The organism is Opitutus terrae PB90-1 (assembly GCF_000019965.1).
GTDB lineage: Bacteria > Verrucomicrobiota > Verrucomicrobiia > Opitutales > Opitutaceae > Opitutus > Opitutus terrae.
Genome location: NC_010571.1, coordinates 2,744,994 through 2,757,145, shown reverse-complemented (window position 1 = coordinate 2,757,145; position 12,152 = coordinate 2,744,994). Strand labels below are relative to the sequence as shown.

Annotated in this window: 11 protein-coding genes; 3 read left to right on the top strand and 8 right to left on the bottom strand. The window is 66.6% G+C overall.

The window, feature by feature from the left end; translation table 11 throughout:
- Positions 1-60 precede the first annotated feature (60 nt).
- From OTER_RS10890 to mgrA, 4 genes are read right to left on the bottom strand one after another with little or no spacing between them, the layout of a single operon-like run.
- On the bottom strand, positions 61-1,020 hold the full coding sequence (locus OTER_RS10890) for a 2-keto-3-deoxygluconate permease (protein ID WP_012374972.1): 960 nt from the start codon (positions 1,018-1,020) through the stop codon (positions 61-63).
- A gap of 21 nt (positions 1,021-1,041) precedes the next feature.
- A complete protein-coding gene (locus OTER_RS24085; protein ID WP_012374971.1) occupies positions 1,042-2,112 on the bottom strand; it encodes a four-carbon acid sugar kinase family protein in 1,071 nt (356 codons plus the stop codon).
- A gap of 37 nt (positions 2,113-2,149) precedes the next feature.
- Entirely contained in the window at positions 2,150-3,175 is a 1,026-nt protein-coding gene (gene pdxA / locus OTER_RS10880; RefSeq protein ID WP_012374970.1) for a 4-hydroxythreonine-4-phosphate dehydrogenase PdxA, read from the bottom strand.
- A gap of 30 nt (positions 3,176-3,205) precedes the next feature.
- Positions 3,206-4,234: an L-glyceraldehyde 3-phosphate reductase gene (gene mgrA / locus OTER_RS10875; protein WP_012374969.1), complete on the bottom strand. Its 1,029-nt coding sequence runs from the start codon at positions 4,232-4,234 to the stop codon at positions 3,206-3,208.
- A gap of 264 nt (positions 4,235-4,498) precedes the next feature.
- On the opposite strand from mgrA, the gene OTER_RS10870 reads away from it, so the two are divergent.
- On the top strand, positions 4,499-4,930 hold the full coding sequence (locus OTER_RS10870) for an EF-hand domain-containing protein (protein WP_012374968.1): 432 nt from the start codon (positions 4,499-4,501) through the stop codon (positions 4,928-4,930).
- Positions 4,931-5,134: 204 nt separating this feature from the next.
- On the opposite strand, the gene OTER_RS10865 is transcribed toward OTER_RS10870, so the two are convergent.
- Positions 5,135-5,569: a truncated hemoglobin gene (locus OTER_RS10865; RefSeq protein ID WP_012374967.1), complete on the bottom strand. Its 435-nt coding sequence runs from the start codon at positions 5,567-5,569 to the stop codon at positions 5,135-5,137.
- Between the two features lie 14 nt (positions 5,570-5,583).
- Positions 5,584-6,183 carry a hypothetical protein gene (locus OTER_RS10860; RefSeq protein WP_012374966.1) on the bottom strand — a complete coding sequence of 200 codons (600 nt, stop codon included), beginning with the start codon at positions 6,181-6,183 and terminating at the stop codon, positions 5,584-5,586.
- A gap of 381 nt (positions 6,184-6,564) precedes the next feature.
- Here OTER_RS10860 and OTER_RS10855 point away from each other — a divergent pair, with 381 nt between their 5' ends.
- Positions 6,565-7,239, top strand: coding sequence for a lysophospholipid acyltransferase family protein (locus tag OTER_RS10855; RefSeq protein ID WP_012374965.1), 675 nt, complete (start codon positions 6,565-6,567; stop codon positions 7,237-7,239).
- Positions 7,240-7,392: 153 nt separating this feature from the next.
- Here the strand turns inward: OTER_RS10855 and OTER_RS10850 are convergent, their stop codons facing one another.
- Together OTER_RS10850 and OTER_RS10845 are read right to left on the bottom strand one after the other, a co-directional pair.
- Positions 7,393-7,755, bottom strand: coding sequence for a hypothetical protein (locus OTER_RS10850; protein ID WP_012374964.1), 363 nt, complete (start codon positions 7,753-7,755; stop codon positions 7,393-7,395).
- A 343-nt stretch (positions 7,756-8,098) separates the two neighbouring features.
- Complete coding sequence (locus OTER_RS10845; protein WP_012374963.1) at positions 8,099-10,714, bottom strand: hypothetical protein; 2,616 nt, start codon at positions 10,712-10,714, stop codon at positions 8,099-8,101.
- 218 nt (positions 10,715-10,932) lie between these two features.
- Between OTER_RS10845 and OTER_RS10840 the strand changes: the two genes are divergently transcribed.
- Positions 10,933-12,138, top strand: coding sequence for an NAD(P)/FAD-dependent oxidoreductase (locus OTER_RS10840; RefSeq protein WP_012374962.1), 1,206 nt, complete (start codon positions 10,933-10,935; stop codon positions 12,136-12,138).
- The last annotated feature ends 14 nt before the right edge of the window (positions 12,139-12,152 follow it).

Here is a 12,152-nt window from a genome sequence, read left to right as displayed (position 1 = left end):
GGCTCATTTTTGGCGGACCGTTTCGGGAGCCTGCCGCTCACCGGCGACGGCCCGCTGCAATTAGCCGGACCGGCGAGCCATTCGCGCGGCCCACCACGCTGTGACGAACGGCACCACAATCGCGGTCACCACCACACTCGCCGACACGAGCACCGTCGCGTGTTGCGCTGCCGGCGCATAGGCGGGATTCGCCGCGGCGACCAGCGCCGGGACGGCGGCAGCGTTGCCAGCGGTCGATGCGGCCGCGAGCCCGGCGGTGCCATTTCCGCCGGTGAGCCGGTCGCCGCACCACAGCAGCACGCCGGAAACCACGACCACGCCCAGTCCGAGCAGCACACCGAGAAGCCCGCTGCGCCACACACTGCCGAGATCGATGCCTGCGCCCAACGCGAACGCGAAAAACGGAATCAGCACCGGCACGGCCCGACCGAGAAACTCGCGCAGCTCACGATCGAGATTGCCCAGCAGCATGCCCACCGCGAGCGGCAGAATCGCGCCCACCAGCGTCGGCCACGGAAATGCCGACAGTCCGGCCACGCCGAGCGTCACCATCGTCAAAAACGGCCCACTCTCGAGCGACATGACCGAATACGCGCCGGCGTCGCGCGGTTTGCCGTATTGCCCCATCAGCGCGAGATAAAGCCCGCCGTTCGTGTCGTTGATCGCCGCCACCACCGCGAGCGTGGAAAGTCCAGCGAAGAACCCCGCGGTCACCGGTTGCTCGCCCAACACCCGACCCAACACCACGCCGGCCAGCACGCCGCAGCCGACTTTGATCGCAAACAGGGTTCCGCCCTTCTTCAGCAGATAGGGTGTCGCGTCGAGCGAGAGCGTCGCACCGATGCAGACGTAGAACACCGCGAGGAGTGGCAGTGCTCCCGTGAACAGCGCCCCCGTGAACGAGCCAAAAAACTTCGGCGCGCCGGGCGCGACATTCGTGATCAAACAACCGAGCGCCAGCGGCACGATCATCAGCCCGCCCGGCAGTTTCTCCAGCGTTCGTTTGATGGGCAGTTGCATGGTGGGACGGCGTCGTGGAGCTCAGCGGCCGGGCCAGATCTCCACCGGCCAGCTATAGCTGCCCGGCTTGATGGCCACGCGCGGCCGCACGGTGCCCGCCGGCGTAAACACGCCGACGCCGCTGGCCGCCACCTCGCACGCGCGCAGCCGCGTCCAGCCGAGCGCGCGTACCACGGCGGCCGCCGTGGCGCCGCCTTCAAGCAGCAACCGGTCGGTCTCGATTCGGCGCACGACCTCGACGACGGTGCCGGCCAGCGCGCTGACCAACTCGCCCGGACTGCGGCCGCTCGTCGCCGGACCATCGCCGATGCCGATCAACGCCGTCCGCGCTGCGCGCCACGCCGCACAGATCGCCGCCACGTCGTGCGGCTGCGGAAACACCGCGACGCCGCGCGCCCGCGCCTCGGCCCGCCGCACGCTCCACGCCGCCGCGCTGCCGCACACCACCAGGACCGAGCCGTTGCCCGCAGATGCCGCGGAGCCTGCGCTCACCGCCGCGCGCGCTGCGCCGCGACGACGCAGCAGCGCCTCAAAGAAATCCACGCCGCCCACCGGGAGCGTGGTTTCATCCAATCCGAACGCATGGGCATCGACGTCGCCCGGAGTCTCGGTGTTCGGCACCACCACCCCGGTGAGCTCTCCACCCAGCAACTCGGCGACACGCGCGGTCGTGCGCGGGTGTTCGGGATCACGGGCGAACTCCGTCTGATCCAGTGGTTGCTCGCCGACAAAATACTCGCCGTTGCGAACCACGCGGCCGCGCGACGGATTTGCCGGCACCAGCACGGCGCGCCGCCGGTTCAGCGCCGCCATGACCGCCTGCGTTTCGCGCCGCACGTGACCGCGCAGCACCGAGTCGCATTTCTTGTAGACCCAGTCCGGACGCGCCGCCGCAACCTGGCGCGCGATCGCGGCGACGACCGCTTCCGCAGCCTGCGGCGCCAGAGAGCGCGAGTCCGTGTCGACGCACACGACTTCGGCCTCGGTGTCGGGCTGGAAACTGGTCTGCACCTCCGCGCTGAATCCACGGCGGAGCGCCGCGCCGGCGAGTTCGGCCGCCCCGCTGATGTCATCCGCCAGCACCACGATCATACCGAGAGCCGCGCCGTGCCGCGGGAGCGCTTTGCCTTCATCGGTGAGTTGCCGGTTCTTTTGCGCTGAGCTTGGCCGCCAATCGCACCGCTTCGAACAAGCTGTTCGGATTCGCCCGCCCCTGCCACGCGATGTCGAACGCCGTGCCGTGATCCACGCTGGTGCGGATCACCGGCAGACCGAGCGTCGTGTTAATCGCCGAGTCGAACGCCAGCGCTTTCAGGGGAATGTGCCCTTGGTCGTGATACATGCAGACGAACGCGTCCGTCTGCTTCCGCCGGCTGGCGAGGAAGGCCGTGTCGGGCGGCAACGGCCCGATCACCTCGATGCCCTTGCTCCGCGCGGCCGCGATGGCGGGCGCGATGAAACGCTCCTCCTCCCGCTGGCCGAACAAGCCGTGTTCGCCGGCGTGCGGATTGAGCCCGCACACCGCGAGCCTTGGCGCGCGCCCGCGGATCCGCTGCATGGCCTCGGCGGTCAGCTCGATCACGTCGACGATGCGCGGGACGTTGAGCAGCGCCGGCACCTCACCGTAGCCGACGTGCACGGTGACGAAGCTGCACGTCAGCTCCGGCGACGTGAGCATCATGCACGAGCGTGCTGCGCGCATCCGCTCCGCGAAAATCTCCGTGTGGCCGGGGTAGTTGTGCCCGGCGAGATGCATCGCCTCCTTGTTGAGCGGTGCCGTGGCCACGGCGTCGACCTGCCCGGCCAGTGCCGCTTCGATCGCGGCGATCACGCTGCGAAACGCCGCTTCGCCGCAGCGCGCGTCAACCCGGCCGGGCACGACGTCGTCGGCCGCGAGCAGGCCCAGATCCAGCACGCTCGGCTGGATCACCTCCGCAAACCCCTGCGTCCACGTATCCGGCTTGAGGATCGGTGCGTAGAATGGGATTCCCAACAGCGCCGACACGCGCCGGAGCACGCCGACATCACCGAACACCACGGGGACGCCCACCTGCGCGAGCTCGGGATTGTTCAGCAGCCGCAGACACGTCTCGGGGCCGATTCCGGCCGGATCGCCCATCGTGACGGCGATGCGGGGCAGCGCGGATTTCGTCATGGGCTGGGGGTGGCGGTGGTGACGCATGCGCTACGCCGCGCTCGAGGCCGCCCAGAGGTTGATGTTTCCTTCCTGCGCGTGCTGGTCGATCCGGGCGAGCTCCTCGGCCGAAAACGTCGTATTCTTCAGCGCGGCCACACAGTCGTCGATCTGCGCCAGTTTGCTGGCACCGATCAACGCGCTCGTCACCCGCCGGTCCTTGAGCACCCAGGCGATCGCCATCTGGGCGAGCGTCTGGCCGCGTTCGCGAGCGAGCTGGTTCAACGCGCGAATCCGCGCGAGATTCTCCTCGGTCAGGAACGCCGGTCGGAGCGTGGTGTTCGCTTTCACCCGGCTGTCCGCCGGCTGGCCGGCGAGATACTTGTCGGTCAGCATGCCCTGCGCGAGCGGCGAAAAAGCGATGCAGCCGATCCCCTCCGCGTCCAGCGTGTCGAGCAGCCCGTCGCGCTCCACCCAGCGGTTCAGCAGCGAATAGCTCGGCTGGTGAATCAGGCAGCGCTGGCCGAATTCGCGCAGCAACGCCGCCGCCTCCTTCGTGCGCTGGCTGTTGTAGGAAGAGATGCCAACATACAGCGCCTTCCCGGAACGCAGCACCTGATCGAGCGCGCCCATCGTTTCCTCCAGCGGGGTGTTCGGATCGACGCGGTGGGAGTAAAAGATGTCGACATAATCGAGCCCCATGCGCTTGAGACTCTGGTCGAGGCTCGCGAGCAGATATTTCCGACTGCCCCACTCGCCATACGGTCCCGGCCACATGAGATAGCCGGCCTTGGTGGAGATCACCAACTCGTCGCGCAAACCGGCAAAGTCGGTGCGCAAGATCTCGCCGAAATTCTGCTCCGCCGAGCCCGGCGGCGGCCCGTAGTTGTTGGCCAAGTCGAAATGGGTGATGCCCAAGTCGAACGCACGCCGGCACATCGCCCGCGCGTTTTCCAGCGGCGTCACGCCGCCGAAATTGTGCCACAACCCCAGCGAGATCGCCGGCAACTTCAGCCCGCTTCGTCCGCAGGTCCGGTAAGTCATCGCAGCGTAACGGTTCTCCGCAGGGACGTAGCTCATGGCTCAAGTTCATGACTCACGCGCGGATCCAACAAGCCCGTTTCGTGCGATTTTTGAGTCATGTCCCGCGTGCAGTTTCGCCGCCCCGGCCCCACGCGACCGCGGGTGGACGCGCCCACGCACTGGATGATGACACGCGTGATCAGGCCGGGCTCCGATAGCCGCACCCGGCGGCGGGCCCGTAGCGCCGGCGCGCGTCGCGCGTAAGCTTCGGCAGCGACCTTCGCGGGCCGCTGCAACCGCAATCCCCGAACCCACTAAACCATGAAATCCTCCCTGCATTCAAAGGTTCTGGCCGGCGTGTTTTCCCTGTTCGCGCTCCCGCTCGCCTTCGCCGGTGACGCGAGCCAGAAGTTCGCCAAGATGGACACGAATGGCGACGGCCAGATCTCGCGCTCGGAATTTCTCGCCGGCGCGAACCAGAAATTCGCGACCATGGACGCCAACCGCGACGGCGTCATCACCGCCGCGGAACTGGAGACCAAGAAATCCAGCACCCACGGTGACAAGCACCGTGACGACATGTCGGCCAGTAGCCAACTGAAGCTGATGGACCAAAACGCCGACGGCCAGGTAACGACGGCGGAACACAACGCGCATGTCGAAGCGGTGTTCGCCAAGATGGACACGAACCAGGATGGGTCGCTGAGCAAAGACGAGCTCGAGAGCGGCCACGAAATGAAGAAAAAGCACTAACGCGATTGAGCCGAAGTAGCATGCGTCTTCACCTAGCTGCTTCGTAGCCGCACGGTTCGCCATACGGGCCGCGTCGCGACCGACGCGGTCACGCCGCAGGCGGATTCGGGCGCGACGTTCCGAAGGTGATCAGTTCAGCCCGCGATTGGACCGTCGCGGGCTTTTTTTGCGGCGGAGCGCGACGGCGCCGCGAGCCGACGTTGCTCAGGCTCCCGCCGCCTGATTGCGGCCGATCAACCAGCGCAGTCGTTCGCCGATGGCTTCAGCCGCCGCGATCATCTCGTCCGCCTCCCCCGGCGCCAGATAGATCCGGCAGTTACGCCGCCACAGATCCAGCCACGCTTCGAAATGGCGCGGTTCGAGTCCGAGCGGGAAATGCCGCTGCGGCATCGGGCCATCGTAGCGCATCGGACCGCCGGTGACGTTCGACCAGAAGTTCCCGATCTTCTCGAGATGCGCCGGCCAATCGCTGATTTGCGCGGCGAAGATCGGGCCGATCTCCTGGTGCTGGCGCACGTCGGCGTAAAAATGCCGCAGCAGCCGCATCAACTGCGGCCGGCCGCCGAGTCGCTCGAAAAGGGAGTCCGTTGTTGTCTGCAAATCCACCCTGCACCTTAGCGCAGGCTCGCCAAAAGTCATCCGCGGGACGCGATTCAGCCGCGAATCCGATCGCTGGCAGGGGCCGACTCCGCAGCACGCCCGCCGAGCGTCGGCCCGATCGTCGACGCGCTTCCCATCACTTCGCGCCAAAGCTCGGGTTCGCCCGGAAGCCCATGCTGGCGCAGGCGGGCCTCGATCTCCGCGGCCGTCGGCTCGACGATCGCGTGCCGCGGATCGGCGGGAAGATCCGGCCGGATCCTACGCGTCAGCGCCCAGCAGGCCCACGCGCGCCAGCGGCGTTGCTCTTTGCGCGGCTCGTTCACCCGGCCGGCATAGTGTTGGAAATGCACCCGCGGATTGCCCATGAACACGCCGTCGGGCGTATGTGTGATGATCCACGCCATCGCCGCATACGGCAGCGGCCACCATCGAAGCTCGGCCTCGTCACCCTGCAGCTCCGCACTGAACGCGCGATCGAGGCAGAGCATCGCCCGCGCGGCCAATCCCCGCGTCCACAATGATTGCGCATAGGCCAGGCAGGCCGCGTAGAATTCCGCCCTGCGATGCTGCTCTCGAAACGCATGCAGCGTCCGCCAGTCCAGCTCGCCCGGCGCGACCGGAAGCGTGGGACAGGGCGGAAATCGGAGCGGCATTCGTCGGCAAGAGATCTGGATACGTGCCGCGGTCAAGGCTTCGGTTCCAAGTGGCACGGGCGAATCGCCCACCAAGTTCTTCCGCGGTTGGGCGGCATTGGGCCTCCCGCTCGTGAACTGCGCCGCGGCCGGGCTCCGGGCTCGATCCGCTGGCTCAATCCCTTGCGGCCAAGGACGGCCGCGCTCCCACGAACGCGTGGCGCCAACCGATTCGCTCCACCGACGGATGTGATGCTACACCTGTAACACAATATCGGTATCACCCCCGGCCGGCGGTGGGGCGCGGCGTGGACGCGAAGACGGCACATTCTCGCGCATCGCCGCACGAATCTTCGCTTGGCGTGCGCCGCGGTTTCGCTGACAACACTGCGTCTGAATGCGATGACCGACACTCCTCCCCCGGCCGCGGCGCCGACCGTGCATACGGTCAGCCGCTGGAAACGCGTTCTACTGTGGCCGCTGGTCCGACTGGTGCGGTTGTGGGGCATGAGCCTGCGCTTCGAGACCACCTCGGAGGATGTGCGCAACTGCGCGAAGTGCGACGTGCCAGTGGCCTTCGTGCTCTGGCACAACCGACTGTTTCTCGCGTCCGAGATTCACCGCCGCTACCGACCGCATCGGCCGCTCTACGCGCTGATCAGCGCCAGCAAGGACGGCGCGTTGCTGACCGCGTTCTTCGCCATGGTCGGCGGCATGCGCGCCGTCCGCGGCTCGACCAGCAATTTTGGCCGCGAGGCCGCCACCGCGCTGGTCCAGGCGCAGCGCGAGGGGCACGACATCGGCATCACGCCCGACGGGCCCCGCGGTCCGTGCTACGATTTGAAGCCTGGCGCCGTGATCGTGCCGCGCCGCACCGGTGCGCCCGTGCTGCTGATCGGCGGCGAGTTTACCTCGGCGTGGCAGCTCAAAAGCTGGGATCGTTTTTACCTGCCGCTGCCGTTTTCGCGCGTGCGACTGCACTGCGAGCTGATCGAGAACGAACGGCTCGCGGATCGCGATGCCGCGATCGAGCTCATCCGTTCCCGACTGCTCGCGCTGAACCCGGATCGCGGCTAGACGGTATTCAAGCTCCTCCGCCTGATCCGAATTCCTGCGCTCACGCAGATAGCGGAAGGCCTCCGTGCCTGCCGGCTTCCACGCGCTACGGTCGGCAGGCGGGGACGCCTGCCGTTACATGATCGGCCTGGCTCGCGGGTTGCTGTCGCTCGTCTAGAAAACCGGCGCGAGGGTGACATGCGAGGCAGGGGCGATGGTGAAATCCTCACCGGTGCACCAGACCTCGTCGTTGATGAGAAACTTGAACACGAACGGTCGGGCCGATTCGCCGAGTTCAACGGACCAGCGATCGTCGGCCACGCAGTCCATCCGCACGCCCTTTTCCCAGCTCAGGCCAGGGCCTTCCCCGCGGATGAACAGCGAGTTGCCGAATCCAACGTCAATGTTGGCCATGATCGTCGTGACAACCGCCGTGGGCGCCACCGGAGCGGCAGGCACGGGGTTCGTCTTGCGGACGGTCTTCGTGGTCTTTTTCGCCGGGGTGAGCGCTTTGGTTACTTTGGTCGTTTTTTTCATGGATTTCCTGGTTGAAACCAACTTCGAGCCTAGCGGCTTTGCGGCCGAAAAAAAGCAAATACAAGACCAGTTCGGATCGTCGCGACGATTTTACACGAGATCGCCAACAGGGTGAGATCTACCGCCGCGCCATGGCGTCCGCGCCTCCCTGTAGCCGGCCTCGCTGAGGCCGGATCAAAACCACCGCGAACCGGCTGCCGCTTTACGTGGCTTCGGTCGCCTGTCCTTCATCGCTTCCGCAAAGGAGTATGAGGCCGGACCGGGGTCGGCGACCCCGGCTACACCCCTCGCCTCGCAGGCCTGATACGCAGCCCGGAACCGTAGCGCCGGTCGGAGACCGGCGTTACCGCACAATCTCGTAGTGCAGCGTGGCCGGGCCCTCCCGCGTGGAGAAACTGAGCCAGCCGTCGCGCACTTCGCTCGGGACTTCCGCCGCGTGACTCCCGTCCGGCGCGAGCGCGAACACGCGCGGCGCCGCCCCCGCGCCGACGCGCAGCCGCACCGTCGCCGGTACACGCTCAGCGATGGTGGGACCGTGGCCCCAGCTTTCACCGATCGAGGTGCGCACGGCGTTCCACTTGACGGCTTGATTCTCCGCGCGTGCGCCGAGCGTGACGAGTAATCGGTCCGCGTCCGGCAGGGCGCGGCCGTCGAGCGCCACGGCGGTCAGTGCGGCGAAGTTCAGCCCAAACTCATCGGACGCAATCGCCAGCGCCCCGGCTTCCGCGCTGCCGCCGCCCACGTAGCCGACAATCGCGGCCGCCTGTGGCGCCTGCGCAAGAAACACCGCTCCGCGCGGGGTCTGCGTCATCGTAGCCGGGGTGACGCCGGCCGCCGAGCGCACGACATGCGTCTTCTCTCCGCTGCCGAGCAGTCGCTCGCTGACGCTCAACCGCGTCGTGAGAAATCCCAGATCCTCGCCCGGCTGCGCCCGCAGCCACGCGACGTCGACGTGATCCGCTTCCTGCCACACCGGCGCGCGCACGAAGAGTTCCCGCGCCGCTTGAGCCACGGGGATCAGGTGCTGACGAAACGACCGCGTCGCAAACGGAGCGAAGCCCCACTTCACCGGATGATGATTTTGATCGAAGAACGTCCGGATGGGGCCGCCCTCTTCTTCCGCACCCAATCCAACGATGTCGAACGGGTAAATTGCGTCCCAGTCCTGCACGCTGCCGAAGCCGGCCAGCAGCGGATACATCTCGCAGGCGAAATCGCTCGGCGCCGGGTTGTCGATTTCGGTCACGCTAAAAGGCTTCCCGCTCACGCGCAGCAGCGCGATCCCGCCGATCTCGCCGGCCCAGCGCGGCGAGAACTCGGCAACCTGGGGCGTGTTGATGATCGTGAAATTGCCGAGGTCGTAGGCATTGTTCCAGCCGCCGAAATCCGGGTGCTGCCAATACGCGTGCGCATCGATGAATTCGGACGCGCGCTCGCGCGCCAGTCCCGCGATCCCGCCGTAGTTGGCCTGCGTGCACACGATCGGGACGCGCACGTGCAGCTCGTCACGGAGATACTGCCGCATCTCCGCCACGTAGCTGACCTCCGTGTCGACGAGGAACGCCAGCCAGTCGCCCCATTGCGCAGGTGTTGCGCCGACCGGGATCGGCACGGTGCCGTCCGCCGGCGACTGTCCCGGACGGAGCCCGATCTGCGCCGCGCCGGAATAGATCCGCAGGTTTTTCACCCACACCTCGCCGGGCTGATGACCGGCAGTGACCGAGAAACGCGAGCCGACGTCCACCACCGAGTGCGCGTTGACCACGAACCGGAACTCCTGCCACTCCGGTTTCAAATCGATCGTGGCGTAGAGTCCGCGGGTCCGCCACTTGTCCGTGCGCCAGCCGGGCTCGTCGCGACCGAGCGTCACCTGCACCGGTCGTGCGGCGTCGGCGCGGGCGGCGAAGGTGACGGTATAGGTAGCACGATCGGTCAGGTTCAATCGATCGAGGTACGCCGCCGCGCGCCAGCGCACGCGATCGCTCAGCGCGGCCCGAAAATGCACGGAGGATTGGTCATTCGGGTTCGAAAGTAGATCGACCTGATTTCCCGGCTGCGCGTCGGCATGCCAGCGGGAATCGCCGGTCAGCGCCGACTTGCCGGACGGCGTGGCCCCCTGCTGCCAGGCAGCAGCCAATGCTTCGACGCCGGGATACCTCTTCGCCAGCCAAGTATTCCAGAGCTGCGTCAGCTCGCCGCGAAACGGCTCGGGCAACTTCTCCAGATCGCGACCGACGTCGCGCGTGCGCAGGCCGAGCAGCGAGTTTTCGTTGTTGATCTCGACGATCGCCACCGCCGGGTCCTCCGCCAGGCTCAGCCCGGTGTAGGGATTTTTCGTGCCGAGCAGCTGGCGAGCGTAGTCTTTCTGCAGCTCGATCATCCGGCGCTGAAAGTAGTCGACGCGTTTGTTGAACGTCGGTGTCTGCGCGATCGATTCCGGGAATCCGTCAGCCGTCGAAAACGTCCGCGAGACCTTCAGGTTTACGTTCGAGTAAATCCCCTGCCGCTTCAACTCGGCGACGAGCCGGTGCAGCTTGTCGAGCTGCTGCGGATCGATCTGGATGCGCCGCGGATCGTCGGGCGACCAGAGGCTGCCGCGCGATTGCACGGACCAGTTGTTGTCGAGGTGATGCAGCCGCACGATGTTGATGCCGCCTTTCGCCATTCGGCGCGCGAGCCGTTCCGCCGTGGCGGCGTCCGGGAAGTTTTCGTTGCTGCTGAGATTAGCGCCCCAGAATCGCAGCGCGCCGCCCTGCTCCGTGACGAAATGTCCGTCCCGCACCTCGACACGGCCGAGCGAACCGGCGGGTCTGGCGTTCAGCTCGCTCGCATCGAGCGCACTGCCGTCCTGCGGCTCGACCGCCGGCCAGAGGAACCAGCCTGCGGGCACCGCCTCGGCGCCAAGGACGGCGGTGGCGGACATCAGGAGCAGGAAGACGAGGGTGACTGGAGAGCGCATGAGGTCAGACTATGCCCCGCGGCGCCGGAATCCAGAGCCGACCCGCCTCTTTTCGAACAATCGCGCCGCACCGTCAGCGAAATCGCGTCAGCCGATCAATTGCGCCTGTAACTCGCGAAAGCCCGCCGCATCCAATACGCTGGAGGACCGCCGCACCAGGCAGAGCTCGCGATCACGCCAGCACTCATCGCCACCTCGCGGCGAGTCGACCACACACGATGAAAGACTATACTTATTTGATCATTGGCGGCGGCATGACGGCGGATTCGGCGATTGCCGGAATCCGGGAGCTGGACGCGACCGGCAGGATTGGGCTGATCAGCGCCGAGCCAGATGGACCTTACGATCGCCCACCGCTCAGCAAAGGGTTGTGGAAGGAGCAGCCGCTGGAGGCCGTGGCCCGCCATACGGACAAGAAAAACGCCGCGCTGCACCTGGGACGCACGGTCCTGCAGATCGACGTCGGCCGCCGGCAGGTGCTCGACGATGCGGGAGAGGTCTACCACTACAGCAAGCTCCTGCTGGCGACGGGCGTGCGTCCACGCCGACTCAATTCCGCCAGCGAGCGGGTGATCTACTACCGGACTTTGGCGGACTACCACCGGCTCCGGGCCGCAACGGGCCCGAAGCGACGATTCGCCGTGATCGGGGCCGGCTTCATCGGATCCGAAATCGCTGCTGCGCTCACGATGAACGGCCAGCAGGTGGTCATGGTTTTCCCAGGGCACGGGATCGGCGGCAGCATTTTTCCCGCGGGACTCGCGGACCACGTCACCGAACACTATCGACGGAAAGGCGTGGAGGTGCTGCCGCGCACGAGGGTGTCGGGGATCGACGAACGCGGTTCGCAGCTCGTCGTCAGGACTGACAGCGTCGGCGAAATCCTCGTCGACGGCGTGGTGGCTGGCGTGGGCGCGGAACCGAACGTCGAGCTCGCCCGCACCATCGGGCTGGGCCTCGACGACGGCATCGTGGTCGACGAGTTTCTCCGCTCGACCCATCCGGACATCTACGCCGCAGGTGATGTGGCAGCGTTCCCGAGTCCATTCCTGCACCGCCGGCTGCGCGTCGAGCACGAGGACAACGCGAATACGATGGGCCGCTTGGCCGGTCGCAACATGGCCGGCGCAAACGAGCCCTACCATCATTTGCCGTTCTTCTATTCCGATCTTTTCGAATTTGGCTACGAGGCCGTCGGCGACCTCGATCCGCACCTGGAAACGGTCGCGAATTGGACCCGCTCCAACGAAGAAGGCGTGGTCTATTATCTCGATCAGGGGCGCGTTCGCGGCGTGCTGCTCTGGAACCAGTTTGGCCAGGTGGACGCCGCCCGCGAACTGATCGCGGCGCAACGGCCCTTCTCGACCGAAGAACTCATGCACCGAATCCCGGTCGCTACACCAACCTCAACACCCAGCGGCTAGCTCCGGCGGGCGTC

Excerpts from the sequence above, each read along its gene's own strand:
- OTER_RS10890 (WP_012374972.1), bottom strand. The coding sequence starts at position 1,020 with ATGCAACTGCCCATCAAACGAACGCTGGAGAAACTGCCGGGCGGGCTG.
- OTER_RS24085 (WP_012374971.1), bottom strand. The coding sequence starts at position 2,112 with ATGATCGTGGTGCTGGCGGATGACATCAGCGGGGCGGCCGAACTCGCC.
- pdxA (WP_012374970.1), bottom strand. The coding sequence starts at position 3,175 with ATGACGAAATCCGCGCTGCCCCGCATCGCCGTCACGATGGGCGATCCG.
- mgrA (WP_012374969.1), bottom strand. The coding sequence starts at position 4,234 with ATGAGCTACGTCCCTGCGGAGAACCGTTACGCTGCGATGACTTACCGG.
- OTER_RS10870 (WP_012374968.1), top strand. The coding sequence starts at position 4,499 with ATGAAATCCTCCCTGCATTCAAAGGTTCTGGCCGGCGTGTTTTCCCTG.
- OTER_RS10865 (WP_012374967.1), bottom strand. The coding sequence starts at position 5,569 with ATGACTTTTGGCGAGCCTGCGCTAAGGTGCAGGGTGGATTTGCAGACA.
- OTER_RS10860 (WP_012374966.1), bottom strand. The coding sequence starts at position 6,183 with ATGCCGCTCCGATTTCCGCCCTGTCCCACGCTTCCGGTCGCGCCGGGC.
- OTER_RS10855 (WP_012374965.1), top strand. The coding sequence starts at position 6,565 with ATGACCGACACTCCTCCCCCGGCCGCGGCGCCGACCGTGCATACGGTC.
- OTER_RS10850 (WP_012374964.1), bottom strand. The coding sequence starts at position 7,755 with ATGAAAAAAACGACCAAAGTAACCAAAGCGCTCACCCCGGCGAAAAAG.
- OTER_RS10845 (WP_012374963.1), bottom strand. The coding sequence starts at position 10,714 with ATGCGCTCTCCAGTCACCCTCGTCTTCCTGCTCCTGATGTCCGCCACC.
- OTER_RS10840 (WP_012374962.1), top strand. The coding sequence starts at position 10,933 with ATGAAAGACTATACTTATTTGATCATTGGCGGCGGCATGACGGCGGAT.